The organism is Priestia sp. HNGD-A6 (genome assembly GCF_045784335.1).
Lineage (GTDB): Bacteria > Bacillota > Bacilli > Bacillales > Bacillaceae_H > Priestia > Priestia zanthoxyli.
In genome coordinates this window covers 1-25,873 of record NZ_CP138621.1, presented here as the reverse complement: position 1 = coordinate 25,873, position 25,873 = coordinate 1, and the positions used below count along the sequence as shown (strand labels likewise).

Genomic DNA, 25,873 nt, shown 5'->3' with positions numbered 1-25,873 from the left:
GAAATTTTATTACAGTTTTATTACTCTTGAAAGATAAGGTTCAAGCTTTCTAGAGCCGCTTCTAGCGTTTGTTTATCTCCTTGATCGTAGCTATGTGCCACAAGCACTACGGTTGTAAATACGGCTTTCCATTTTGCAAGCCTGTGCGTTTCTTCATCTACTTCTCCGTATTCTTTGAAAAAACGAGCTCTTCCTTTAGATGGTAGGAAGCTATAGGCAATCGCTAGGTCGACTGCTGGGTGACCTATATGAACATCTCCCCAGTCAATGATGCCTGAAACCATATTGGTTTGATTAACAATCATGTTTTTAATATGAAGATCTCCGTGAACTAGTACATGTTTTTCTTGATAGTGAATTTCTTGTATGTCATTTACATAGTCTTCAAGAATCTCTTGTTTTGAATAAAGATTACGCTCCTTCATTTGCTTGACATACTTTTCTAACGCCGGCTTTCGCTTCATCATATCCAATCTATTTAATTTATCAAATGGAACAGCAAGCTCTTGCGCTTTTGAATACGGATAGTGATGCAGCGTGCGAAGAAACCTTGCTAGTACAGAAGCGGATTGTATGCGTTCTTCTTCTGTTAATCGTGCAGGTGGAGTTCCTTGCACGTAGTGATAGCCCATAAACGGCCAAGGATAGACTGCATTCGGCTTACCGAAAAAAATGGGTTCGGCAATGGATAGCGGCAGCTGAGAAGCAAGGCTTGGTAAAAGCCGGTTTTCCGTTTTTAGTAGTCTCACTGCGAGTTCTCGTCTAGGAAACCGGAAAACAAACCGGTCGTTTACTTGATAAACCGTATTGTCAAAGCCGTAGCCAAGCAGCGAAATTGTAGCGGGCGCAAGTTCTGGAAACTGCGTCTCGATTAGCGTTTTGGCAAGCGGTGCTGATACAATTTGTTCTGCATCCCATGCATTTGGCACTGTGATCACCTTTCTTTAACGTTTAGTTTGTATGTAAAGTATACTACAAAAGTGAAAAAACCTCTGACTCGTTGTCAAAGGTTTTTTCACTATACGTATTAGACATTCACCGAGTTAAAAAACTGCGGTAAATGAGATTTATGCGCGTCTAACATTTCGTCCAAGAGCTGCTTGGCAATAGTATCAGACGGGACTAACGGATTGATTGTCATTGCAACAAGCGCGGTATTGTAATCTCCTGTAACCGCTGCTTCGGCTGCAACGCGTTCAAAAGATTTGATTTGCTGCACAAGTCCTCGAACAGCTACAGGTAAATCACCAACTGCAATTGGCTTTGGCCCTTCTTTTGTAATCACGCAGCTCACTTCAACAGCAGAATCATTTGGAATGCTGGCAATTGCCCCATTGTTAATGGTATTTACAGGCTGGATATCGCCTTTATCATTATAGATAGATGAAATTAAGCTGCATGCAGCATCACTGTAGTACGCGCCTCCTCGCTTTTGAAGCTGAGGCGGTTTAATTGCAAGATTAGGATCTTTATAGAGCTCAAATAAGTCTTTTTCTAACGCGCGCACTACTTCAGCTCGCGTACCTTCGAGCTCAGCTGCATTTTGCTCTTCTTGCAGCATTTCGTTTGTTTTATAATAATAGCGGTGATAGCCGCATGGAATAATTCCTAGGCCTTTAATAAAGTCAGGATCCCATGAAACTCCTTTGATATTTCGCATAGACATCGCATTCGTCGGGTCTGCCATGGCGTCAATCACTTGATCTTTCACGCTCACTCCGTCTAAAAAGACATCTAATCCAAAGACCATATGATTTAACCCGGCAAAGCTCACCTGTACGCGGCTTTCGTCTACTTCTAGTGCTTTAGCAATCCCCATGCGAATACCGATTGGCACGTTGCATAAGCCCACTACTTTTTTATGATTGCTATAGCGTAAAATGGCTTCTGTCACCATACCAGCTGGATTCGTAAAGTTTACAAGCCACGCATTTGGACACAGTTCTTCTATATCTTTAACAATACTTAAAATCACAGGAATTGTGCGCAGCCCTTTGAATAATCCGCCCGGTCCATTCGTTTCTTGCCCAATCACGCCGTATTTTAACGGAATTCGTTCATCTTTCATCCTTGCGTCTAACAATCCTACGCGGAATTGTGTAGTGACAAAGTCGGCATCTTTTAACGCTTTTCTTCGATCCAGCGTAAGATGAATATCAATTGGTACTCCTGCTTTTTCAACCATTCGTTTTGCTAGGTTTCCAACAATCTCTAGCTTTTCTTTTCCTTCTTCTACATCTACTAGCCAAAGCTCTCGTACAGGCAGCTCGTCATAGCGCTTAATAAATCCTTCGACAAGCTCCGGCGTATAGCTTGAACCTCCGCCAATGGTTACAATTTTAATTCCTTTTGTCATTTCAATCCCTCCGCTATAATGAATGATTTTAAAATACGTTATACAACACTTTGCTGTTCTTCTTTTACCGGTGAACGATCTATAGAAGCTCCGGTTTCTTCTATAAGTTTTTGTTTGTCCCACATTTTAAAGAATGGAAAATAGACGCCAAACGATACCACCATTAGCACAAGCTGCAGAACAGCCCCTGATATGCTTCCTGTAATTAAGTAGCCGCTAATCACCGGCGGCATTGTAAACGGCGTTACAATGCCTATTGGCTTTGCAACGAGGCCGATATCCATCGATACATACGTAATAATGACCGATAGAAGCGGTGCTAAAATAAACGGAATAATCATAATCGGATTTAATACGATAGGCATTCCAAAAATAACAGGTTCGTTAATATTAAAGAAGCCCGGTCCGATGCTTAATCTTCCTAGCTGCTTCATCTGCTGGCTTTTCGCAAACAGCACCATCGCCAACACAAGAGAAAGCGTAGTGCCGGACCCTCCCACAAACACAATATCGTTAAATTCATTCGTTACAATATGCTTTACTGGCTCACCAGAAGCAAGAGCGGTTGCGTTTTCCGTTGTTAGCGTAAGCCATACAGGCGTCATGACAGAACCAACAATCGTCGCACCGTGTAGCCCCGTACTCCACATAAGAGTAATTAAGATAAAAATCAGAATCGTACCGACTAAGCTTGTACCAATATGAGTTAAAGGCTGCTGCAGTAAAACCGTCACGACATTATGTAAATTCCCGAAGTCTCCGACGTTTTCTACAAGCAAACGCAGCGCCCATATAACCATTACAGCGCCAAATCCTGGTATTAAAGCTGAAAATGAACGAGCGACAGCTGGCGGAACAGTTTCTGGAAGCTTAATCACAATATTTTTTTGAATAATCTTCCGGTAAACTTCTGTGGCAATAATAGCTATAACCATCCCCACAAAAAGACCTTTACTTGTAAACATCGCCGTTTGGTAAGCTGTTTCGACCATAGCCGTTCCATCTGCGTTTTCTCCAATCGTATACGAAACAAAAGGTGTACCGACAAAGAAAGCAGCTAAAGACACTGCACCTGAAGCAAGTGCATCCACTTTATACGATTCTGCTAAGCGATAGGCAATCCCGAACGTAGCTACTAAAGCCATAATTTCAAACGTTCCTCTGTACGGATATAAAATGCTTGCTTTTAGCTTAGGATGTTCTGTTAAAAAATCTGTGTAGGCTTGAAAAGGCAAATTGGCTAAAATTAAGAAAAGTGAACCGATAATAATAAGCGGCATTGTCAGGACCATACCGTCTCGTAATGCTTGAAGATGACGCTGCTGAGCAGCTTTGCCAGCAAGCGGCATAATATATGTTTCAAGTACACGATTCATTTTGCTCAATCGATTCCCTCCTATTTCGAAACTAACTGCTCAGCAGATTTTAGCACTTCTTCTCCGTTACACATTCCGTAATGAACCGGATTAATAACCTCTACTGGAATTCCTTTTTCCTCTCCTAACTTTTTCATTTGAGGAAGCAAGTAGCGCACTTGCGGACCTAAAAGTAAAATATCTGCATCATCAATATGATTTCTAACCGCGTCTCCTGGTACTGCCCAGATTTTGCACGTTGTCTCTTTTTCTTTTGCGCTTTTTTCCATTTTAGTCACTAACAAACTTGTAGACATCCCTGCTGCGCAGCATAGTAAAATATTCATTTCCAATTCCCCCTTGATCAGTGATTGATTAACATCCATAAGTGAGATAAGTATCTTGCTAAGATGTTTTCTTGTTACCTTCACTATATATTGAAAACGCTTTCAATTAAATGCAATATTTTTCCTTTGGTAACGGAAAAATATTGTTTGAATATTCTTTAAATTAAGAGAGAAAGGGATTGTAAATCAAATTGAATTGTGGTAGATTCTTAAAAAAGATAAGCAGCTCACCCATCTAGGTAAGCTGCTTATCGACCCTTATTATAACCCAGTAGAAATTGTCTCCTGATGTGAGATTCCTAGGTGGCGGTATGAGATGGTTACTTCTTGTATACTTATATTATCTGCAAGAGAAAGCGCATATATCTGATCACTTTCTTTTCCTTTGTACGATCTTTCTAGCTGTTCGTCAGGACCTGTATGCGGCTGTAGCTTCACACTTTGCAAGCTCTTAAACGTATAGCCTTTTGTTTCTTCGCTAGTAAAGTCTCCAAGAAGGAACCCTTTTTTATCATTGCTTACTTGTATTTTTGCATATTCGGGCGTTTTGTTTCCGTTGATAAGGATTTGTTCTATTTCGTGAAATACAGCTTCTTTTCATTGTCTTTTTCATACACACGCATCTGCAAATTTCTTACAAGCTCCTATCAACTCTTCTTTTTTAGCAAGCTGACAAACCCACTCTTCAGGAATGCCACCCAGCTGATAATATGCTCCTGCCATAGTACCGGTAATAAAGCCTATTGTGTCTGTGTCTTCTCCTAAATTCACAGCGGTAAGTACAGCTTCTTTGTAGTCATCACTTTGCAGAAAAGACCAAAGCGATGCTTCTAGCGAACTGACGACGTATCCGGTTGACCCGATTTCATTTCTCGCTGCGTGCGGCAAGCTTAGGTTTAACACTCGTTCATACGCAGTGAATTCTGCTTCATACTCCGTACCTGTTAACTGCTTTTGACAGAGATTTACCGCGTTTTCATATGCTTCAAAAGGCTCGTTGCCGTCAAGAAGACGAATAAGCAGCTCCACGTATAGAATGCAGCCAAGCGTAGAGCGCAAGTGGCGGTGCGTGACGTGAGCAATTCTTTCTATTTCTTCTTTTCTTTTTGTAAAGCTAGGTTCATCACATAGTGTAAACGCAAGCGGGGCAATACGCATAAGCGCTCCGTTTCCATTGTCGTATTCAGCGCTTCCTCCCCACTCTTCTTTAGGAAGTCCGCTTTTATAACGGCGAATCGCTTCGCTTGTTGCGATGCCAATATCAAACATTTCTCCGTACGGCGTCCAGTAGCCATCCGACCAATAGTTCGCAAACTTTTGCATTAAATCATATTCATCTTGTTTTTCTAGTAAATTATCAATCAAGCACATCGTCAGAGATGTATCATCTGACCACGTTCCTTTAGGCTGGTTGTATGTACCGTAGCCGGTCATATCCGTAATCCGAAATGAATCGCGTTTTTTAAACTCAACTGGAACGCCTAAAGCGTCTCCGACAGCTCCTCCTAGAATTGTAGAAAGGACTTTTTTATGTAGCGTCATGCAATCAACTCCTTTCTATTATTGTAATTGTTTGATTTTGGAATTTGCAAGAGATCTCTTGCCTAGATGCTTTTTCTTCTTTATAAAATAGGAAGAAATATAAAGACATCCCTTCATAATTCTCTAAAACAATTGACCAACAAGAACAAACGTTCTATAATTACTCTTGTAAATATATGGAGGTGAAAACAATGAGACCCGAACTTAAAAGAGACTTACCTATCAACGAATTTACGGACTTTTACTGGCTCAAAACCGAACTGCAGCAATTTTGCCGAGAAAACAACATGAGCCCGTCTGGATATAAAATGTAACTTTCAAAAAGAATTGAAGTGTTTTTAACAACCGGTAACACTCAAAAATCAAAATCACCTTCTAAAAGACGCTCGTCCTCTAAAACACAAGCGCCGCTAACATTAGATACCGTCATTGGTGAAAATCACCGCTGCAGTCAAGAAGTACGGACTTTTTTTAAGAAAGCCATTCATCCTACGTTTCATTTTTCCACGTATATTCAAAACTACTTTAAAGAAAATGTAGGGAAAACCTATCGAGATGTGGTATAAGCATGGCATGAAGAAGAAAAACGTAAAAAGCAGCCTTCTTATCAAAAAGAGATTGCGCCTCAGTTTGAGTACAACCGGTTTATTAGCGATTTTTTTTAAGATCAGAAAAACAATGGAAAAAGCCGCGATGATGCAATTGCGGCGTGGAAGCATTTAAAAGTTCAACCTGGAAGCAATCAATACCGCTCTTAAATCAAAGTCTACATATAAAGACCATTAAAACACCACCTCAAGAAAAGGTGGTGTTTGTGCACGCCTGTAGATTTCTTCACATACGCATGTGCTGTTTGTTACGGCGTAAAATCTTTAGCTATAAACGGATTCTTTTTTAATTAAACCAAGCGTCTGTGAAGTAGACGCATGAATTTCGTTAAAGAAGTCTGGATGATCAACTAACGACATGCCATAAGAAGGAATCATTTCTTTTATTTTTGGCTCCCACTTGTTCATGTTTTCTGGGAAGCATTTTTCCAATACTTCAAGCATAACGTGAACGGCCGTTGACGCACCAGGAGAAGCGCCAAGAAGTGCAGCAACAGAACCATCAGCGGCACTTACAACTTCTGTACCAAACTGAAGCGTTCCTTTTCCTCCGGCTTCCGTGTCTTTGATTACCTGCACACGTTGGCCTGCTACAACAATATCCCAGTCTTCGCTTTTCGCGTTCGGGATAAACTCACGCAGTTCTTCCACACGTTTTTCATTTGATAACAGCACTTGCTGAATTAAATATTTTGTTAACGCCATTTCTTTGACGCCTGCTGCTAGCATGGTTAAAATATTATTCGGCTTTACAGAACTGATTAAGTCCAGGTTTGAACCTGTTTTTAAGAACTTCGGTGAAAAGCCGGCAAACGGGCCAAACAACAGCGTCTTTTTGTTGTCAATATAGCGTGTATCAAGGTGCGGAACTGACATTGGCGGAGCTCCGACTTTGGCTTTTCCGTATACTTTTCCGTGGTGCTGCGCAATTACTTCAGGGTTATTGCATACCATAAATAATCCACTTACCGGGAATCCTCCAATATGCTTGGATTCAGGAATACCTGTTTTTTGAAGTAAAGGCAAGCTTCCGCCTCCACCACCGATAAAGATGAACTTTGCCGTGTGGTACTCAACTTTTCCGCTGTCTACATCTGCGACTTTTACTTCCCACATACCGTCACTTTTACGTTTAATATCTTTTACACTTCGTTTGTAATGAACGTGAACCCCTTTATTCTTCAGGTGGTCAAACAACATGCGTGTTAAAGCACCAAAGTTTACGTCTGTTCCCGAATCAATTTTAGTTGCGGCAATCGGTTCATTTGACGTGCGCCCCTTCATGATTAACGGAATCCATTCTTTTAGTTTGTCAGGACTGTCGGAATACTCCATTCCTTGAAACAACGGATTGTTTGACAGCGCTTCAAAACGCTTTTTCAGAAACGATACATTTTTTTCCCCTTGTACCAAACTCATATGCGGAATTGGCATGATAAAATCTTGCGGATTGCGAATCAACTTGCTGCTTACAAGATAAGACCAAAACTGTCTTGACAGCTGAAACTGCTCGTTAATTCGGATCGCTTTCGTTATATCTATAGATCCATCAGCTTTTTCTGATGTATAGTTTAGTTCGCACAGCGCAGAATGGCCCGTCCCTGCATTATTCCATTCGTTCGAGCTTTCTTCCCCTGCGTCTGCGAGTTTTTCAAATACTTTAATGTCCCATTCAGGTGCTAACTCTTTGAGTAATGATCCCAAAGTTGCGCTCATGACTCCGGCACCAATTAAGATAACGTCTGTTTTTTTCTGTACGTTGCTCATTATAACCTTCCTCATCCCCTATATTTGTAAAAAGATGTAGGCGCTCCTGCTTACGTAGTAAAAAAATTCAGGTGCGACCTAAGAACACACCTTTTTCTGTCTCACTTATAACTATATCACAGTATAATTGTCTGATGATTATAAACTATTCAAAAATGATAAAAAAGTGAGAAAATCGCCCACAAATTCCAAAAAACTTATTAAATTCCGTCTGCATTTTCTTTTATTAGGAAACTTTTATACCTACTTCTAAGTGGCAAAGCATTGATTAATAAAATAACAAACTATTCCAAAAATTCAGCTTAAAAACCAAAATAACTGCCTTGAAAATTTCACCTACTATAACTATACTCAGCCCAAAGAACAATCAGCACTATAAATAGAAAAGCCTTCATTCTTTTTGACTAGCTATACGTAGATGTATTCATATATGTATAGAGCACCAGCTTATCCAGGTGCATTTTTAGAAAAATAAGTATATATTGCAATGGCTAATTTCCAGCCCATATTGCAAGTTACAATATCTATGTCATATAACATACCATGAAATAAGTGAATAAGTAAATGATTATTCAGAAATTTATGTTATAAAACCTAACATGTATGTTGACTTTTACATAGGACATAGTTATTGATAAAGAGTAGCACCTTACATGCTTCTCTTATTTCAAAGTTGTTTAGTTAAATCGTTCATGCGTCGTGGTTATTATTAGCTTCCACCAAAATAAGCCACGCTTAGCACGTGACTTGTTTTGGTTCTTATTGAGCTTGGTTGAATATTCTCTCGTGTAAACGTCCAAATACCACGATTTTTACCAAAACCGCTAAATTCAAACTTAAAATCGCCTTCTTTTAGTATATCAAACATTGCAATACCGCTTTGTTTTTTCTCCTGGTGAAATAATTTCCATTCAAATAATCCTCTGTGGCACCAGAAACAACCTTGGCATTGTCCATATTCATCTAAATAAATATATTCTATCTATCGTGCACTCTGAATGCAAATACAAAGTTTTTTTGTTCTTATACTTATGCCTTTTTTAATAAATTCTTATGGTGTACCTATTAAACCAGGATTTATTTGTTCAATCCTTGCCCAGTCAAATAAACACGTAATAGACATTCTATTAGTACATTGAATTTTTATAGATCCCCCTTCCCCAATATCTTCAATTTCGAATTCCTCAATTTCATTAATAGTTCCAAATGAATTGATTTCCAATTCTTTCACACCCAAAAATGACATTTCAATATATACTATGTCCCATTCGCCCCACCGTTTAGGCTTATTTTTTACAATCTCTTTAGTAGATAATTGAATAAATAATGTCGGACCATCTCTTTTTATTTGAACACTCAATAATTCAGAATTGTTAAACATTGGCATCCTACCAAAAATGCCTGTAACTGCTTGAGGGTTCATTATCCTATTCGAGTTAATCATATATACACTCCTCTATTTCTATTAATACGTTGTCTATCTCTTACACGCTTTATAATTAATCAAGACTATATCTCTGATATAAATACAATACATATCTACATGAAATATATAACCTATTTTTTATTTCTTTTATTAAAATAATAATGATCCTCCATTCCTTCTACTTTACCAGTTCTTGTATTCTCTGGAGGCCTTACATTGTAATGAGGTGGCTGATCACCAATCCCCCCTTCTCCAAACTTATGACCTGCTGAATGATCCTGTATTATTACTGTTTGACCATTTATTTCGTATGTCAATTCTCTTGTCATTACAGGCTGTTTCATCTCATTTAATATTCTATTTCCTGCTCCATCAGTTAAAGGAACCATCTTTTGACTTATAGGGTGTTGTGTCCTTGGTATACCTAACTGTTTTTTTATTTTATTTAGACTAGCATTTCTATATTCTTTAAAATTCCCATCTGATTTTTCAGGATTACCCCTACCCTTACCACCAGGCTCTTTCACTTTCTCCAACGCATTCGACTGGCCTTTTGAAACACGTCCAATATTATACGTCGTTAACCCATGTAACGCTTCACCAAAGGTCTTTCCAGGTAACGCCTCTCCTATCCCTAACAGTTGAGGTTGAGGACGTAAAGTCGGTATCTCAGCATCTAATAAAGGTTGAAGCTTCTTCTGAACAGGTTCATATACCTTCTTCGACCAATTGCTTGCTGCTTTTGGGCTGACGACATTTCGCATATCGCTTAGTGTTTTGGTCGCTTTATGGGCAGGTACACGCGGAACGTTTGTTACTTTTGGAACGGATTTTACGGCTCCTGCGGGTTTCGCTCCTCCAATTACGCTCGCAAACAGAAACATGCTGTTTTCCCAGTGCTCTTTTGAAAGAGGTTTTTCCGGATTAAGTGCCTGCTGTCCTACATCTAAGAGTCCCATCGTTGCGTGATTGACAAAGTCATACGGTGGTGAATCAAACGATTTTTCTCCTCGCTCAATTAAGCCTTCTTTGAAGGAAACAGCGCCATCAAATCCGCCCATCGTTATATAGTTTCCAAAGTCATACAAGGAGTTGTACCGTTTATCTGCTCTCTCCCCCATACCGGCCCAAACGTCTTGTGCTACGCCTTTAGTACCCGTAACTGTACCTTTTGCTAAAGTTATAGCACCTTCTCCTACGTCCTTGACTACAGCTTTTATACCAGTTTCTTCTTTTTTAGCCGCAGGGTTCTCGCAGATTTCTGTAAAGTCAAAGGATTCAGCAGTTTTTTCAGGTGTCACATCTCTAATCTTCCCCTGACTCATCACCGACTGCATAAGCATTCCCTCAACGCCCGTAGCGTTTTGAAGAATCTGTTGAGACGCTAGCATGCCCACAGTTGAAGAATCGTTGAGTGCCTGCAGGTATGGGCTTTTTTCAAGTTCCACTGCTTGCTCTGCAGGTGACAGTTCCGCTAGTTTTTTCATGTTGGCAGGTGCTGTATCCTGCTGAATTTGCGTTAGCACTTCTCTTATGTAAGGCGAGTTTTTTTCAAGCTTGTGAATTTCTTTTAACTGTTCAGCAGGCGTCATTGCCTGAAGTTGAATCAGTTTTTTAAGTCCTACTTCTTTTATCTCGTTCTCTTGTTTTTCTTTTCTTGTCAAGACTTTTCAAATATAGGCTTACCCCTCATCAGCTACTGTCATTAATTCTTAATTACTATCTCTACTCTTCTTTGAATATCTTCTCATCACATGCAACTGTATCAAAAAACCTTGAAAGGCATTTAGCCAATCAAGGTTTAAGAATAGTATTAAGATTTATTGACTCATATACTAGTCACCTAAGTCTATTTTTTCATAATGCTTATCAATTAATTTCACTAAATAATCATCTAATTTTTCAATACTATACTTTGACTTTTTAGCTTTCACAAGATTTGAGACATTTCACCATAAGTTTACTATATCAACTCAGTCCAAATTTTAGGGAATCAAGTGATTTCGTACATTTTTTAATGTTTAATATTATTTGCAAATTTTTATAATTTGTTTTGTTGTAAAAATGCTCCTAAAATCCTTTCAATAGGTAAACTAGCATTTTTTAATAATTTCTCTACTTTGTCCTTTATTTGCTTATTAGAAGCAATTATTTTTTTATACTCTTCTCCATAAAAAGAACGTAAAGAATCTATTGCATATTCAGCCACTTCATCACTCTCATTAAGTAAATCTAATAATAAATTAAATCCATATACTCCGTTATCTTCATCTATACAGTAGGCCAATCTAATTTTATATTTATCATCTTTATCTTTTAATCCTCGAATTAAATTCTCCCAATCAATATTAGTAAACTCACTCATCAATTCTTGCACATACATAAATTCATCGTCATAAAAATAATTATCTGCGCTATTTTCAGATAATACTGCATCTACTTTTTCGTACATTCACTTTCCTCCTCTATTTACTAAAACCACCTGGTAATGGAGCATTAATTTGTCCTGTTGGATAGCCGCTAACTACCATATCACCTATTTTAATAACATCAATTTCTACACCCTCAACAATTCCCCTATGGAAAGTTGCTCCATCTCTACCTCTAATACTTATTGGAGGAGAATTACCAATATCAGTTATACTATCTAAGATTTTAATATCACTCCAACCTTCGGGAAATATTGTACTATTTTTTATTTTTGAAAGATTCCCATCCGGAAATTGAGTTATATATTTAATATCTTTTGTACCATCAGGGTTGATTTTAATAGCTTCCGTAACATAGTTAGAATGGCTATTATTAATGTTTGATGAATGCCCTCCAATAATTTCATTTTTATTAGGGTTCTTTCTCTGTCCCAAAAGGATTTTTTCCTCCATTTCAGGTGTGATAATTGATTTGGCTCCGCTGACCGGCTTACTATTATTACCCGTACCCTTGGAAACATCTTTAACCTTATGCTTGGTTACGGTCTTTTCTGCTTTGTTTACGCGAAGTACGTATTCTGCTCCTTCGCTTCCGTATTTCACCACTTTCCCTGGCACTCTCGCAAAGCCGCCAAAGACAATTCCTGCTCCAGAAACAGAACGGTCAAAACGAGATAGTTCATTCCCAGTAATAGGGTCGTATCCTACACTTGCTTCCCATCCACCTTTTACATTGGAAACCACAGGCACCATATCCGCTACAAAAGAAACAGCTGCTAGACCATCCTGTTGTTGCTTTTTGGCTTCCTCCTCATATACACTTCTTGCGATTTCAGGCTTTTTGTAATTCTCATATAGATATGGATACTTTTTCAACTCTTTTTCTAATTTTGCTTTAGAATGAGAAAGCGCCGCAAGATCGCGCTGAACCTTTGGACTGTTTTCCTTTTGAATATGTTTAAAAACTTCTTTAACATGGGGAGCTTTTTTTTCAAGCTGTTCGAGCTTCTTTTTTTGATCCAGTGGATGCATCATTTCCAGCTCTTTTAGCTGTTTTAGTCCAACTGTTTTAATAACTTGCTTTTCTTTTTGTTGAATTTATTAGCATTTTTGTGTAGTCTAAAGCATAAATTTCTTACAAAAAACAAAAAGCACCTGTTGCCTTTAATTGACAATAAAGTGCTTTAAGCTTATATCTTAAATGTATAAAACCTCTATACAATCTTATTCAATAAAACTACCTAATTCCTCTTCCCAAAAACACCCTTCAGTTAAAGAGGCAGCGTCGATTTTTTGAAGTTGGCCAGAAATCCAGTCTAACAAATCTTTAGTTGCATTTTTTTCGAGATAAGCTCTTCTTCCGTTAACAGCCTTTACTTTCTTTATAAATTCTACGTAGACAAGTAAAGCTTCTGCAAACTTTGCTATCGTAGTATTTATTAAAACAACCTTATTATCATAATCTATATATACGAGCTCTGAGTTAGATTCATCAATACATATTGGATATCCACTACCAGTAAATCCGAAATATAAAAACTTATGATACGTCGTTTCTAATTTATTGTTTTTTTCAATTAATCTTTCTCCACCACCGCTAACTGCAGATTCAAATGTTAGAAATGGAGGAGAAGATTCAGGAAAACCTGCTTCAATTAAGAAATCTTTAGTTTCTTGGGATAAGGGAAGTGAGTTAATTATTTTTTCATCATAGTTAACCAAACCATATATGTCTTTATTCCAATTGTCTAAAAAATCTTGTGGTGAAATCATTTTTTTATACCTCCACTAAATATTATTAATTTTCACTTAATACGTTATCTTAATGTTTACGGCTGCTTTTGAGACGTAAATACTTCTCCAATCTCAGTCAAGGGGTCGTTGTCTCTAATCTTGTATTCTTTTTCAAAATTGTGTATGCCTCCAAACCCCTTATGTAATGATTGTGGCACAGCAGCAGCTTGACCTCCACCACCTATATGATGATGTATCAGTTTATCACCCTTACAACCTTTATATTGAGGAAAATACTTAATAAAGTCGTCATCTACTACAGGAACTAATCCGTTTTCAATCCTCTCAATATTTGCTTCACTAAAAAATTCGGGATGCTTATCTAATAATTCATTAAAGTGCTTAGAGGCACTTCTTTCCCATCCCGCTGCATTTGCTCCACTTTTTTTCTTTCCTTTATATATAGTTCATTTCAGAAACAAGTCTAGGATCGGCCCTATATTCTATTGGTACTTTTTCTATATCAATATCACGGTAAGCACGGATATCACTATAATCAACTTCATTGACTGTTTTAATTATAGTTTCACCCGTACCCTTAGAAACAGCCGCCTGATCATGAACCCCTTCAACACCCGCCTTACCACCAGGCTTTTCCACTTTCTCCAACGCTTTGGACTGACCTTTCGAAACATTCCCTATCTTATACGTCATTAACCCATTTAACGCTTTACCAAAGGTCTATCGAGGTAACGCCTCTTCTATCCCTACCAGTTGAGGTTGAGGACGTAAAGTCGGTATCTCAGCATCTAGTAAAGGTTTGATCTGCTTTTGAAACGGTTCATACACCTTTTCCGACCAATTGCTTGCTGCTTTTGGGCTAAATCTTTTGTTCAAGACCTACTTCCTTTATCACGTTCCCTTGTTTTTCTTTTCTTGTCAAGGTTAGTTAAATCCAGACTTACCCCTAGTTAGCTACTCTCATTACTTCTTGATCACTATATCTATTCTTCTTCGGATACCTTTTTACCAAATCCAACTTTATAAAAAAACCTTGAAAGGCGTTTAGCCAATCAAGGTAGTAATAAAAAATGTTAACATAAATATTTTTCTTGTCTATGTTCGTAAAATCTCATTTCCCAGCATGAATTTCATAATTTTTTCTTTTATAAAAATTTTAGCAAATCATTCATCCATCCTAAAGTGGAAGAACCGTCTCTTCCTAATTAACACTATTCAAACATTACACCAAAACTAACATTTTCAAAATTCAAATATGCTTTGCAAATATCAGAAGTATAATAGGGTTCAAGTTCTAGAATTTTTCTTGAAGTAATAAACAATCCAAATCCTGATATATCGTTACAATTTTTTTCGAATATTTGGATTTCCGTATCTGTATCATCATTAGCTACAATTATTTCTACATTTTGATTAACTAATTGAATAATCTTTTCATGAATCTTAATCAACTTATCAATTTCTACATATATATTTTCCTTTAGAAATTCTACGTCAATTATATCAAAATCAGTTTCATAATATTTACGATCATCATATTTATAGCTATTTACTTCTATATTTTCATCATATTGTTTCTTAAATATATTGCAAATCACTTCAATATCTTCTTTCTTTAATTCATGTTCTGAGAGAAGGGTATTAACTAATCTCACTATTTTACAACTCCTTTTTCAATTAAATATTTGTATTGTGAATCACTTAATTTGAAAGCTGTATTCATAGTTCCATCTGAGTTAATAAAAGTCCATTGTTTAGTAGTTTCGTTGTAAATATGCGTTCCTTCAACGTTTCTATATTTACCTTGTTTTTGAACTCCAGTATTAATCAGCTCTGAAACATCGTTTTTGAATAATTCCACACTAGATTTGCTACCATCAGGATAACTTCCAAAATCATTTCTGTGTTTACTGAAAGCTTTATCTATTGAACTTTGTTTGAATACAACATCATCAGCATTGTTGACAAATTTACCCGTACCCTTAGCAACACCCGCCTGATCATGAACTCCTTCAGCATTCGCCTTACCACCAGGCTTTTCCACTTTCTCCACAGCTTTCGACTCGCCCTTGGAAACATCTTTAACCTTATGCTTGGTTACGGTCTTTTCTGCTTTGTTTACACGAAGTACGTATTCTGCTCCTTCGCTTCCGTATTTCACCACTTTCCCTGGCACTCTCGCAAAGCCGCCAAAAACAATTCCTGCTCCAGAAACAGAACGGTCAAAACTAGATAGTTCATTCCCCGTAATAGGATCGTATCCTACACTTGCTTCCCATCCACCTTTTACATTGGAAACCACAGGCACCATATCCGCTACAAAAGAAACAGCTGCTAGACCATCCTGTTGTTGCTTTTTGGCCTCCGTTTCATATACACTTCTTGCAATTTCAGGCTTTTTATAATTTTGCTTTAGAGTGAGAAAGTGCTGTAAGATCTTGCTGAGCCTTTGGACTGTTTTCTAGTTCAATTGCTTACTCTTAAGGTGACAGTGCGGCTAATACTATTTGTATGGTATTGCCCTTCATGAGTTATGAACTTCATACAGTCATTTTTTATATTTTTCAAAGGTGTAATTTCTCACAAAAAAGCACTTGTTGCCTAAAATACAATCAAGTGCTTACAGTTAATTTTCGTTTTTTTGTTTTATCTTATATTACAATTAATATCTTGAATATTAAAAATGTATATTTAATTCTTCACGAATTGCTTTTTCTAAATATTCCTCAAAACTCTCTGCTATGATTTCTTTCCCACCGAAATTAAAGTCAAATGTAATAATTTCTATATTCGGTGAATTAAAGCCTACTGGATTTCCTGCACCGTCTATACCAATAGCAGTAAAATTCTCATACTCTTTAGGGAGTACCTTTCTAAAATGCAGAGATTTCTCAACAAATGATGGTGTCGCAACAAACTCTGCCTCTTTCAATCCTAAAATAATAGCCTCACCAACTGCTCCAGAACCATATCTCAAAAGAAATTCTTTAAAATCCTCTGGCAATTTTACTTTTAGTTCATCTTCTGCTTGGTTTACTTCCTCGATATTAAGAGGTCCTCCAAAGGCTTCTGGACACATTTCGAACTCTTCATCGATAGCATTTAATATTTCTATCTTCATTCAATGATCCCCCTTTTAATCATTTCATTGGCATATCTTGCCTTCCAATATTCTTTACGCCACTTATTAAATTCTATCCTAGCTTCTCCACTTCCAACTCCACCTGAATTTCCAAATGGATGTTGTCTTTTATTACCTAAATCATGGTATCTATTAGGCATCTCAATTATTGGGCCCTCAACTTTTTGTTCATGATGATGGAGTATAATTGTATCATTTGCTCCATCTTTTGGTGAGTAACCTTTTTTAAATGAATATATTAATTGTTTATCAGACATATGCGATAATGAACGCTGTGCTTTTACTTCAAACCCTCTAAAATTCGCAGCGAATTTATGAGTTTGATCATAGCCTTCTAGTGCTTGGTGAACATCTTTAGGTAATACTTTATAAATATCTTTTTTTGAATTTAATCTACCCGTACCCTTAACCACTGCCCCCTGATCATTTATCCTCTCAGCATTTGCCTTGCCACCAGGCTTTTCGACTTTCTCCACCGCTTTCGACTGGCCTTTTGAAACATTCCCCATCTTATACGTCGTTAACCCATCTAACGCTTCACCAAAGGTCTTTCCAGGCAAAGCCTCTCCTATCCCTACCAGTTGAGGTTGAGGACGTAAAGTCGGTATCTCCGCATCTAGTAAAGGTTGAAGCTGCTTTTGAACAGGTTCATACACCTTCTTCGACCAATTGCTTGCTGCTTTTGGGCTGACGACATTTCGCATATTGCTTAATGTTTTGGTCCCTTTATGTGCAGGTACACGCGGAACGTTTGTTACTTTTGGAACGGATTTTACGGCTCCTGCGGGTTTCGCTCCTCCAATTACGCTCGCAAACAGAAACATGCTGTTTTCCCAGTGCTCTTTTGAAAGAGGTTTGTCCGGATTAAGTGCCTGCTTCCCTAAATCTAAGAGTCCCACCGTTGCGTGATTGACAAAGTCATACGGTGAATCAAACGATTTTTCTCCTCGCTCAATTAAGCCTTCTTTGAAGGCAACAGCGCCATCAAATCCACCCATCGTTACAAAGTTTCCAAAATCATATAAGGAGTTGAACTGTTTATCTCCTCTCTCCCCCATACCGGCCCAAACGTCTTGTGCTACTCCTTTAGTACCCGTAACTGTGCCTTTTGCTAAGGTGACAGCACCCTCTCCTACGTCCTTGACTACAGCTTTTATACCGGTTTCTTCTTTTTTAGCTTTAGGATTTTCACAGATTTCTGTAAAGTCAAAGGATTCAGCTGTTTTTTTAGTCCCGACACTCCTAACCTGACCCTGACGCATCACCGACTGCATAAGCATTCCCTCAACGCCCGTAGCGTTTTGAAGAATCTGTTGAGACGTTAGCATGCCTACAGTTGAAGAATCGTTGAGTGCCTGCAAATATGGACTTTTTTCCAGTTCCACTGCTTGCTCTGCAGGTGACAGTTCGGCTAATTTTTTCATGTTAGCAGGTGCTGTATCCTGCTGAATTTGCGTTAGTACTTCTCTTATGTAAGGCGAGATTTTTTCAAGCCTATGAATTTCTTTTAACTGTTCAGCAGGCGTCATTGCCTGAAGTTGAATCAGTTTTTTAAGGCCTACTTCCTTTATCACTTTCTCTTGTTTTTCTTTTCTTGTCAAGGTTGTTGGAATGCCTTTTTCAAAAACCGAGACGCCTCCTGAATCGGTCATCGCTTTTTTCGCCAACGCGCTCAGCTCACTTACATTGCCCGGCTGAATGGAACCATTTTGAAACCCAGCTTTCACTTTAGAAAGCAGCGAGTTTAAAGATGTCAGCTGATCTTGAATGGCTGAAAGGCTTTGCGTTTGCTGTTCGTCAAAACGGACTAAATCGTTCATCGTTTTGTCCGCTTTGTTTTTTGCTTGTTCTACTTCTGTTAGAAAACCTTGGTCGTTAAGCGCTGAAACAGAAGCAAGGTGACTGACTTTTTGAATCGCTGCATTCGCTTGATCGACAAGCGAGACGGTTGTATTTCTTGTTTGATTTAAATGCGCGGGAATAGTGTCTTGCAGAAAGGGCTGCGTGATGTAGCCGTCTTCGCTCGGTTCGAATGAGCGCAGCGCATGTGTGATTTGAGTTAGTCGAGCTTCATAGGAAGTGAGTAATGAATGATACAGCGTTAAAAAAGAAGCATGTCCCGTTTCGTAAAAAGACCGAATCGCCTCTCCTCCTTTTCCTTTAAACGCATCATCTAAGCTTGAAAATGCCTGAACCTGTGAAATCAGGCCCTGAGTTTGTTCTTTTTGACTTTTAATAGAGTCTAAGATAGCTTGAATATTTTCGTGAAAAGCATCGACATCAAGTGTTTTCAATAATCTGTAACCTCCTAGCTGTATCGATGTAGAAGAACAACAAACGGTTAACGAACAACCGCCCGTCATTTTTCTAAACCTAAGCGGACGCTCCTCTTTACAAGGCTTGCATCATCCGCTAGATAAAACCTTTTTATTTGAATGCCACATCTATGCTGGTTGAAAGGTTGTTTTTGATAGCTTTATATAAAATATGAACATTATTTAGCGGCGTTTGCAGCTTTTTCATCTGCTTCTTTTATGGACTGCACGGATTTTTTGGTGGCGTTCAAATCATCGAGGAGCGTTTGCTTGTAGTCCACAATTAACGCTTGAAGCTGCTGGTTCAGCTGGTTTAATTCATCGAGCACCTCTAGTTCTTGTCCGCTTCCTACGTGAAACGGAAAAAGCGGCTGAAACTGCTGCGCAGCAGCGCTTAGGTCACTAAGCGTTCTATTAATTTCACCATCTATTACTTTAATTTCGTCTGCCATATTGCATCACACCTTATCTTTTGCTTCGTCTTCTTGCATTTTAATGGCGCGTTCCATCCCTTGTATATCTGATTGAAGCGCCGTAATTTTTGCATCAATTGTCGTGATGGCATCCGTCAGCTGACGGGTCAGCAAATCATCGTATTCGTCTAACATAGCGGTGCGGATGTCTTCAAACCCAACAGCAAGGCTGCCTGACCAAGTGGCGGAAGTGAGCTCTGGTTCTTTTACCTTTTCCTTTGCACGTTCAAGCTCGCCTTTGACTTCCGTTAACGTGTTTTTACTAGCCGTAAGCTGCTGGATATCTTCATGTGCCTGCTTCACTTGGATATACAGATGAGCAACAAACATCTCATTCATATGATGACACTTCCTTTATATCTATCTCTTGGTTTCTCTAACAGTAATTCCCTTTTATAGCTTATCAAATAAAGAAAGAGAGCACATCGGCATGTTTTCTTATATTTTTTGGGAATAATGTAGGTTTTTAGTTCAATACCCACTCTTCAGGATAAAATAACCAAAACTATCTTACCATTGACAATTTATCAAGATTTTCGGACTACTTTTCTTGTTATTTCCACGCCACTAAAAGGCCTTTTTACACAATTTTTTTGTTAAAACGCATTCATTCTTTCTATTTCCAAATATTTAAACATGCGCTAGTATATACATAATATAAAGAGGAGGTTGAGTATGAGAGAAAAGCTCGTAAGACTCGGTTATTTACTGGGGTTGGCTCTTGTTTTGTCCGGCATTTTATATTTCTTTGCATCGAACTGGCAAGGCTTTGACCGCTACATTAAAATTGCGCTGAGCGTGGGGCTGATGCTGCTGTTTTACGGAAGTGCATTTGCAGTGCGAAAGCTGCTTCCTCAGCAGGCGTTTTTAAGTCACTGGACTCTTTTGGCCGGCGCTCTTTCATTTGGATTAAGCATCGCGCTTCTTTCTCAAATTTACAACACGCACGCTGAATCGTACTGGCTGTTTTTAATTTGGCTTGTGCCGGTTATTTTGTTTAGCTTTTTTACAAAGTATCAGCCGTTTTACGTGTTATCGTTTGTTTTATTTCAATTCACCATGGCTTTTTTCATTTCACCAACAGGCGCAGTTTCACAGCGAGGCGAACACGAGACGCTTTTACTTTACGCAGGAATGGCGTTTGTGAACTTGATTATTTTTTGGATCATAAAAAAGAAACGGCGCTCGTCTCCTGTGATCATGTATGCGGCGTTTTGTTTGTTTCACTACATTTTTTTAACTGTTTCCCTGCCGGATTTCACAGGGAGCTCTAGCTTACGGATTGGTCTTATTATTTTTTATTTGCTGTTTTTACTAAGCTCCTTTTTTTATTTTTCAAAAGTGGAGCCGCAAAGGTCGTTTTTAGGGATTTCCATTGTGGCATTTGCTTTATTTGTTATTGAACAGTTTTTCTCTTTTATTTTTAAACACTACGCTGAATGGTCATTGTTCTTAGCTTTAGGATTCGTGATTTTATTTATTGGTGCAAGCGTATGGTTTGTCAAATGGCTCACTGCTAACACGTCAGCACAAAAAACCTCGCTCCGCGTAATCAAACGAATAGCGGTGATTGGGATTACGGCCATTGCATCGGTCATCGGCAGCAGCTCTTTAGGAGGACTTGTCACACTTATTACAGGAACGTACCCAACAAACGGAATGCTTGTGACTGGCGTTTTGCTGATTGTGGCATGTTATTTGATTAAAGCAGATATTCCAACCGTGAAATATACGCTTTTAATGATGGGCGTATTAATTAGCGGCGGCGCCTCTTTTTTTGTGAACGACATTCTGTTTTTTATCTACGTCATCGCACTTGTAGCGCTTTTAGTATTCACAAAGCATACGCCCGTTCGCCTGCTGCTTTTTGTGCTAGTGCAAGGGCTTCTGTTAATAAAGGTTCCGACTACTTACTATGACACTATCAAAATAGATTATGTGCTGCTCGCTTTGTTTCTATTAAATGCCGCTGTGTACGCGATAAACATACACCACGCGTTTAAAAAAGCAGCGCTTCTTCTTGCTTTTATCTTTTTACTGTCGCTGACTGAATTAAGCGAACCGTCTTTTTTAAATATTATTTACTGTACGATGTTTTTTGTAATTTCGACCGTCTTTTTATTTGTGACGGTACGAAAAGAGCCAAAATACGATTTTATGGTCGGCATGATTTTCTGGTTTGTTTTTTTAGCGATGAAATATTACGACTTTGTGTGGGATTTATTTAATAAATCACTTGTGCTCGTTATTTTAGGTCTTATCTTTCTTTTCCTAAGCAGGAAATGGGACCTGTCACCGCCTGATCAGCCGCAGCCGTCGTTTCTTGACCGCAGACGAACCGCTGTATGGATCATCATTCTTGTTCAGCTCATTATGCTGGGCGGCATTTTCACTAAAAACGAAGTGCTCCTTCAAAACGGAAAAGAAATTAAGCTCGCTTTACAGCCAATCGATCCGCGCTCGCTGCTGCAAGGCGATTATGTTGAGCTGAATTACGACATTGCGCACGTTACCTTACCTCATGTGAAAGACGGAGAAAAAGTGAAGCTCGTTCTTCGCCCTGACAAACAAGGCGTGTATGAATACGCAAAAATCTACCAAGCGGATGATGACTGGAATAAGCCGTATACTTCTAAAAAGAAAGACGTTGTCATTACGGGCAGCTATCACGAATGGGGAATTCAGTACGGAATTGAGCATTATTTTATTCCAGAAGGAACCGGCAGCAAAGTGGAAAGCGAAGCTCGTTTTGCTACTGTACGAGTTGGAAAAAATGGAGATGCGATCGTTACAAAAGTAGGCAAATAAAAAAGCAGCCGCTTCAACATTGAAGCGGCTGCTTTTTGTTTTAATTGATAAATACGCCGATGATCATCGTTAGAATAAGAATCACAAAGAAAATAATGATTCCATAGCCAATCCATTTTATTCTTTTGGGCGTTCCTTTTACATTCATATCCGTCATTTTTCCTTCAATACGCTTTTAATGTTCAGTAACATCATTGTATTCATTGTTAGGTGAAGTGATATTACCCTTCCTTTCTATTTAATCGTTTTCTTTCTTCTAAAAGCTCTTCGTATCTTTTTTCAAGACGCTGCTTGTCTTTTCCTTCTGGCGTGATAGAAAGCTCGCTAATTACTTTTGTTAATTCTAGTTGAAGCGCAAGTTTCTCCGCTTCATTTTGCTGCTGTGACGCTTTTTTGCTTTTACCCGTATCTTCAATCGCCGCAAGCTCCGCTTTGGACTGTTTTAACGTCAAAACATGCGTCGCAAGCTTTTTAACAAAATAGCGGTCATGCGTCACAAATAAAATCGTCCCTGGATAAGCTTTTAACACTTCTTGAAGCGCTTCTTTTGTATGAAGATCAAGATAGTTGGTCGGTTCATCTAAAAGAAGAACGTTATAGTTTCCTAAAAAGACTTTTGCTAATGCCGTTTTGACTCGTTCTCCTCCGCTTAGCATCTCTACTTTTTTATACACGTCTTCACGTTTAAAAAGTAAGCGCGATAGCACCGTCCGAATAAACTGCTCGGTGTACGGACTGTCTTCTTTGATGTTTTCTAAAATGCTTTTAGCGGGATCTAGATTTTCAAGGCGCTGATGAAAAAACCCAAGTTTTACAGGCTTCGCAACCGTGATTCCTTCTGTTCGCTGCTCAATCATATTCAGCAGCGTAGATTTTCCGGCGCCGTTTTTGCCGACAATCGCTACTTTCGCTCCTGGCTTCACACCGCCTTTTAGGTTTTGAAACAAGATATGATTACCAGCTGATGCTGAGACTTTGTCAAAGCTTAGTACCTGCTTGCTATGCACTTGGTGAAACTGCGATAGGTCAAAATGAATTTCTTCCATTTCTTTTGGCTTTTCTTTTTTCTCCAGCTTTTCAATTCTTGTTTCAATTGCTTTTGCGCTTCTGTCTAGCTTCGCTTTTTGTTTTCCGACCGCTCGTTTATGAAGCCTCGCTTCAGAGTTGCCCATGCGGCTCGGCGCTTTTTTAAGCGACTTTGATTTTTGGCTTTTTTCTTCAGACGCCAGTTCAAGCCGCTGCTTTTCTTTTACATACTGTTCATATTCAAACTGCTGTCTTTCAACCGCGTGTTTTTTTTGCGTCACATATTCTTGATAATTGCCTTCATAACAGTGAATTTTGCCGCCTTCTACTTCCCAAATAGACGTACAAAGGCGGTTTAATAATTCTCGGTCATGTGAAATCAGCAGCAGACTGCCTGTAAAAGACTTCATTTCTTCTTCAAATTTTTCTACGCCTTTTACATCTAAGTGGCTCGTTGGCTCATCGGCTGCAAGCAGTTCCGCCCCGGATGAAAGAGCAGCTGCAATTTTTTTTCTTGTTTCTTCTCCTCCGCTAAGAAAGTCCGCTTCAGTTGGCACACTCCACTGACTTTTCATCTCAGGAGAAACGGCAGATGTAGGTTGAACATCAAGCTGCGGAATCAGTGAGGAACGGCCATATGTTTGCACAATCCCTTGATCTGGACTCATTTTTTTCATTAAAATATGAAGCAACGTCGATTTGCCTTCTCCGTTTTTTCCCACAATTCCAATTCGCTCTCCGCGATGTACTTGAAGTTTCTCTGCTTGAAACAGCAGGCGGTCTCCATAGCTTTTTTCAATATTTATAGCTTCTAACAATAACATAAAAAAACCTCCCTAGGATTTCTAGAGAGGATTAGAGGTCATAATTAGGCATACGCAAATATGCACCCTTTTTATAGAGTAAAAAAAGGGAGAAATCACTTCATATAAGACATATAGAAATGGCACCTAAAAATGTACAGACTAATCCTATCTAGACAAATGTTCATTTAAAATAAAGTTTTAAAAGAATGTCTAAAAAAATAGGATTACTTATCCATTGTCTACGGTACCTTTCCTTTCTTAGTATAAAATGACTTGCTTCTTACAGTGTATGATGAACATTTTTAAATGTCAATATCCATTTGGATGATATTCCCTTCTTTTCCTAAGTACAAAAGATCCTCAGCTGATTTCAGCCGAGGATTCTTTTCTTACACGTATTGATTCACTTTCCCTGTAAAATCAGGCAGCCAATCGCCGTGTGCTTCAATTAAATCATCGCACATACGAATGATGTCATCCATGGATAATTCCGCATTTGTATGAGGATCTAGCATCGCTGCTTGATAGATGTGCTCTCTTTTTCTAGTGACAACTGCTTCAATAGTTAATAATTGCGTATTAATATTCGTACGATTTAACGCCGCAAGCTGCTCAGGTAAGTCTCCTACATAAGTCGGCATAATGCCGCTTCGGTCTACAACACATGGAACTTCTACGCACGCTTTTGTCGGCAGGTTACTAATTAAGCCTCCGGTATTTAATACGTTACCGGCAAATTTAAACGGCATGTTTGTCTCCATTGCTTCAATGATTCTAGAGCCGTACTCATGTGAACGTGTATGAGTTAACTGACTGTTGTTGACCATTTCTTCTCTCATTGATTCCCAATTGCTGATTTGCTCTTCGCATCGGCGCGGGTATTCATCCAGAGGGATGTTAAACTGATCAACAAGATTTGGATATTTATGTTTAATAAAGTATGGGTGATACTCTGCGTTATGCTCAGACGATTCGGTAATATAATAACCGAACTTATCCATTAGCTCAAAACGCACCATATCGTGATGCTTTGTTCTTTGCTTTTCTTTTGCCAGACGCTTAATTTCTGGATATAAATCTTGTCCATCTCTTTTTACTTCTAGCAGCCATGCCATATGGTTAATGCCTGCGATTTTCTCTTGTATCCCTTCATGATCCATTCCGAGAGAGTCAAATAAATCTTTTGTACATACTTGAACACTGTGACAAAGGCCTACCGTCTTTACATTGGTATAGCGCAGCATTGCACCCGTTAGCGTTGCCATTGGATTGGTGTAATTTAAAAACAGCGCATCCGGACATACTTCTTCAATATCTTTTGCAAAATCAAACAGCACTGGAATCGTGCGCAGTGATCTGAAGATTCCTCCAATTCCTACTGTATCTCCAATCGTCTGACGCAAGCCGTATTTTTTAGGAATTTCAAAATCAATGACGGTGCTCGGTTTATAACCCCCTACTTGAATGGCGTTAATCACATACTTTGCTCCTGTTAAAGCTTCTCTGCGGTTCAAATAGGCTTTGACCGTAATATTCACTTTATAGTTTTCTTTTAGATTGTTTAGCATATTTTCCGAATCTTTTAAACGCTCAGCATCTATATCGTATAGCGCAAATTCAAAGCCAGCTAAAGCAGGCACAAACATGCAGTCTCCTAAAATATTTTTTGCAAAAACTGTACTTCCCGCTCCGATAAATGTGATTTTAGACATTGTCAT

The 25,873-nt window shown here is 38.6% G+C and carries 24 protein-coding genes and 2 pseudogenes; 2 read left to right on the top strand and 24 right to left on the bottom strand.

Going from position 1 to position 25,873, the window contains the following annotated elements; genetic code table 11:
* Positions 1–20: 20 nt before the first annotated feature.
* The 6 genes from SCI76_RS00130 to SCI76_RS00105 form a co-directional block, all read right to left on the bottom strand.
* Positions 21–929, bottom strand: a complete 909-nt coding sequence (locus tag SCI76_RS00130) for a phosphotransferase (protein WP_048019129.1) — start codon at positions 927–929, stop codon at positions 21–23.
* Between the two features lie 98 nt (positions 930–1,027).
* Positions 1,028–2,356 (bottom strand): 6-phospho-beta-glucosidase, encoded by a 1,329-nt coding sequence (locus tag SCI76_RS00125; RefSeq protein ID WP_048019128.1) that lies wholly within the window; start codon positions 2,354–2,356, stop codon positions 1,028–1,030.
* 38 nt (positions 2,357–2,394) lie between these two features.
* Positions 2,395–3,741, bottom strand: a complete 1,347-nt coding sequence (gene celB / locus SCI76_RS00120) for a PTS cellobiose transporter subunit IIC (protein ID WP_407544825.1) — start codon at positions 3,739–3,741, stop codon at positions 2,395–2,397.
* An 11-nt stretch (positions 3,742–3,752) separates the two neighbouring features.
* On the bottom strand, positions 3,753–4,058 hold the full coding sequence (locus tag SCI76_RS00115) for a PTS sugar transporter subunit IIB (protein WP_025751577.1): 306 nt from the start codon (positions 4,056–4,058) through the stop codon (positions 3,753–3,755).
* A 261-nt stretch (positions 4,059–4,319) separates the two neighbouring features.
* Positions 4,320–4,496, bottom strand: a complete 177-nt coding sequence (locus tag SCI76_RS00110) for a hypothetical protein (RefSeq protein ID WP_155404453.1) — start codon at positions 4,494–4,496, stop codon at positions 4,320–4,322.
* A 171-nt stretch (positions 4,497–4,667) separates the two neighbouring features.
* On the bottom strand, positions 4,668–5,600 hold the full coding sequence (locus tag SCI76_RS00105; protein WP_048019126.1) for an ADP-ribosylglycohydrolase family protein: 933 nt from the start codon (positions 5,598–5,600) through the stop codon (positions 4,668–4,670).
* Between the two features lie 191 nt (positions 5,601–5,791).
* Between SCI76_RS00105 and SCI76_RS00100 the strand changes: the two are divergent.
* Positions 5,792–6,358: pseudogene (locus SCI76_RS00100) on the top strand (DUF6434 domain-containing protein).
* 114 nt (positions 6,359–6,472) lie between these two features.
* Here SCI76_RS00100 and SCI76_RS00095 read toward each other — a convergent pair.
* The 16 genes and pseudogenes from SCI76_RS00095 to SCI76_RS00020 all read right to left on the bottom strand — a co-directional run bounded on the left by SCI76_RS00095 (position 6,473) and on the right by SCI76_RS00020 (position 19,854).
* Positions 6,473–7,975 (bottom strand): malate:quinone oxidoreductase, encoded by a 1,503-nt coding sequence (locus SCI76_RS00095; protein WP_013083523.1) that lies wholly within the window; start codon positions 7,973–7,975, stop codon positions 6,473–6,475.
* Between the two features lie 709 nt (positions 7,976–8,684).
* Positions 8,685–8,843, bottom strand: a complete 159-nt coding sequence (locus SCI76_RS00090) for a hypothetical protein (protein ID WP_155726330.1) — start codon at positions 8,841–8,843, stop codon at positions 8,685–8,687.
* A 183-nt stretch (positions 8,844–9,026) separates the two neighbouring features.
* The gene (locus SCI76_RS00085; protein ID WP_243494762.1) at positions 9,027–9,419 is read right to left on the bottom strand and encodes an immunity 50 family protein; all 393 of its coding nucleotides are present in this window, start codon (positions 9,417–9,419) and stop codon (positions 9,027–9,029) included.
* Positions 9,420–9,532: 113 nt separating this feature from the next.
* The gene (locus SCI76_RS00080; RefSeq protein ID WP_407544821.1) at positions 9,533–11,065 is read right to left on the bottom strand and encodes an HNH/endonuclease VII fold putative polymorphic toxin; all 1,533 of its coding nucleotides are present in this window, start codon (positions 11,063–11,065) and stop codon (positions 9,533–9,535) included.
* Between the two features lie 377 nt (positions 11,066–11,442).
* Positions 11,443–11,853: a hypothetical protein gene (locus SCI76_RS00075; RefSeq protein WP_063247817.1), complete on the bottom strand. Its 411-nt coding sequence runs from the start codon at positions 11,851–11,853 to the stop codon at positions 11,443–11,445.
* Between the two features lie 13 nt (positions 11,854–11,866).
* Positions 11,867–12,865, bottom strand: a complete 999-nt coding sequence (locus tag SCI76_RS00070) for an EndoU domain-containing protein (RefSeq protein ID WP_243494765.1) — start codon at positions 12,863–12,865, stop codon at positions 11,867–11,869.
* 189 nt (positions 12,866–13,054) lie between these two features.
* Positions 13,055–13,603 (bottom strand): SUKH-4 family immunity protein, encoded by a 549-nt coding sequence (locus SCI76_RS00065; protein WP_063247815.1) that lies wholly within the window; start codon positions 13,601–13,603, stop codon positions 13,055–13,057.
* A gap of 56 nt (positions 13,604–13,659) precedes the next feature.
* Positions 13,660–13,782, bottom strand: coding sequence for a hypothetical protein (locus SCI76_RS00060; RefSeq protein ID WP_261786054.1), 123 nt, complete (start codon positions 13,780–13,782; stop codon positions 13,660–13,662).
* A gap of 18 nt (positions 13,783–13,800) precedes the next feature.
* Positions 13,801–14,028, bottom strand: a pseudogene (locus tag SCI76_RS00055) (T7SS effector LXG polymorphic toxin); the annotation flags it as partial.
* Positions 14,021–14,233 carry a hypothetical protein gene (locus SCI76_RS00050; protein WP_196763259.1) on the bottom strand — a complete coding sequence of 71 codons (213 nt, stop codon included), beginning with the start codon at positions 14,231–14,233 and terminating at the stop codon, positions 14,021–14,023. The pseudogene SCI76_RS00055 and the gene SCI76_RS00050, both read right to left, overlap by 8 nt.
* Positions 14,234–14,796: 563 nt before the next feature.
* Positions 14,797–15,240 (bottom strand): hypothetical protein, encoded by a 444-nt coding sequence (locus tag SCI76_RS00045; protein ID WP_063247813.1) that lies wholly within the window; start codon positions 15,238–15,240, stop codon positions 14,797–14,799.
* Positions 15,240–15,974, bottom strand: a complete 735-nt coding sequence (locus SCI76_RS00040; protein WP_269201633.1) for a pre-toxin TG domain-containing protein — start codon at positions 15,972–15,974, stop codon at positions 15,240–15,242. Before SCI76_RS00040 ends, SCI76_RS00045 begins: the two co-directional genes overlap by 1 nt.
* Before the next feature lie 288 nt (positions 15,975–16,262).
* Entirely contained in the window at positions 16,263–16,706 is a 444-nt protein-coding gene (locus tag SCI76_RS00035) for an SMI1/KNR4 family protein (RefSeq protein WP_063247811.1), read from the bottom strand.
* Positions 16,703–19,021 carry a T7SS effector LXG polymorphic toxin gene (locus SCI76_RS00030; protein WP_407544817.1) on the bottom strand — a complete coding sequence of 773 codons (2,319 nt, stop codon included), beginning with the start codon at positions 19,019–19,021 and terminating at the stop codon, positions 16,703–16,705. The genes SCI76_RS00035 and SCI76_RS00030 overlap by 4 nt, the downstream gene beginning before the upstream one ends.
* Positions 19,022–19,221: 200 nt before the next feature.
* Complete coding sequence (locus SCI76_RS00025; RefSeq protein ID WP_014459698.1) at positions 19,222–19,494, bottom strand: DUF5344 family protein; 273 nt, start codon at positions 19,492–19,494, stop codon at positions 19,222–19,224.
* Positions 19,495–19,500: 6 nt separating this feature from the next.
* Complete coding sequence (locus SCI76_RS00020; protein WP_063247809.1) at positions 19,501–19,854, bottom strand: DUF5082 family protein; 354 nt, start codon at positions 19,852–19,854, stop codon at positions 19,501–19,503.
* Positions 19,855–20,190: 336 nt separating this feature from the next.
* Between SCI76_RS00020 and SCI76_RS00015 the strand changes: the two genes are divergently transcribed.
* A complete protein-coding gene (locus SCI76_RS00015) occupies positions 20,191–22,323 on the top strand; it encodes a GDYXXLXY domain-containing protein (RefSeq protein ID WP_407544814.1) in 2,133 nt (710 codons plus the stop codon).
* A gap of 221 nt (positions 22,324–22,544) precedes the next feature.
* On the opposite strand, the gene abc-f is transcribed toward SCI76_RS00015, so the two are convergent.
* Together abc-f and SCI76_RS00005 are read right to left on the bottom strand one after the other, a co-directional pair.
* Complete coding sequence (gene abc-f / locus SCI76_RS00010) at positions 22,545–24,173, bottom strand: ribosomal protection-like ABC-F family protein (RefSeq protein WP_047750720.1); 1,629 nt, start codon at positions 24,171–24,173, stop codon at positions 22,545–22,547.
* 371 nt (positions 24,174–24,544) lie between these two features.
* The gene (locus SCI76_RS00005; protein WP_243494770.1) at positions 24,545–25,867 is read right to left on the bottom strand and encodes an alpha-glucosidase/alpha-galactosidase; all 1,323 of its coding nucleotides are present in this window, start codon (positions 25,865–25,867) and stop codon (positions 24,545–24,547) included.
* Positions 25,868–25,873 lie beyond the last annotated feature (6 nt).

Bases quoted from the DNA above. Each gene is read 5' to 3' on its own strand.
- SCI76_RS00070 (WP_243494765.1), bottom strand. From the start codon at position 12,865: ATGATGCATCCACTGGATCAAAAAAAGAAGCTCGAACAGCTTGAAAAA.
- SCI76_RS00125 (WP_048019128.1), bottom strand. From the start codon at position 2,356: ATGACAAAAGGAATTAAAATTGTAACCATTGGCGGAGGTTCAAGCTAT.
- SCI76_RS00035 (WP_063247811.1), bottom strand. From the start codon at position 16,706: ATGAAGATAGAAATATTAAATGCTATCGATGAAGAGTTCGAAATGTGT.
- SCI76_RS00025 (WP_014459698.1), bottom strand. From the start codon at position 19,494: ATGGCAGACGAAATTAAAGTAATAGATGGTGAAATTAATAGAACGCTT.
- SCI76_RS00115 (WP_025751577.1), bottom strand. From the start codon at position 4,058: ATGAATATTTTACTATGCTGCGCAGCAGGGATGTCTACAAGTTTGTTA.
- SCI76_RS00005 (WP_243494770.1), bottom strand. From the start codon at position 25,867: ATGTCTAAAATCACATTTATCGGAGCGGGAAGTACAGTTTTTGCAAAA.
- SCI76_RS00020 (WP_063247809.1), bottom strand. From the start codon at position 19,854: ATGAATGAGATGTTTGTTGCTCATCTGTATATCCAAGTGAAGCAGGCA.
- SCI76_RS00105 (WP_048019126.1), bottom strand. From the start codon at position 5,600: ATGACGCTACATAAAAAAGTCCTTTCTACAATTCTAGGAGGAGCTGTC.
- abc-f (WP_047750720.1), bottom strand. From the start codon at position 24,173: ATGTTATTGTTAGAAGCTATAAATATTGAAAAAAGCTATGGAGACCGC.
- SCI76_RS00095 (WP_013083523.1), bottom strand. From the start codon at position 7,975: ATGAGCAACGTACAGAAAAAAACAGACGTTATCTTAATTGGTGCCGGA.
- SCI76_RS00075 (WP_063247817.1), bottom strand. From the start codon at position 11,853: ATGTACGAAAAAGTAGATGCAGTATTATCTGAAAATAGCGCAGATAAT.
- SCI76_RS00090 (WP_155726330.1), bottom strand. From the start codon at position 8,843: ATGTTTGATATACTAAAAGAAGGCGATTTTAAGTTTGAATTTAGCGGT.
- SCI76_RS00065 (WP_063247815.1), bottom strand. From the start codon at position 13,603: ATGATTTCACCACAAGATTTTTTAGACAATTGGAATAAAGACATATAT.
- SCI76_RS00015 (WP_407544814.1), top strand. From the start codon at position 20,191: ATGAGAGAAAAGCTCGTAAGACTCGGTTATTTACTGGGGTTGGCTCTT.
- SCI76_RS00085 (WP_243494762.1), bottom strand. From the start codon at position 9,419: ATGATTAACTCGAATAGGATAATGAACCCTCAAGCAGTTACAGGCATT.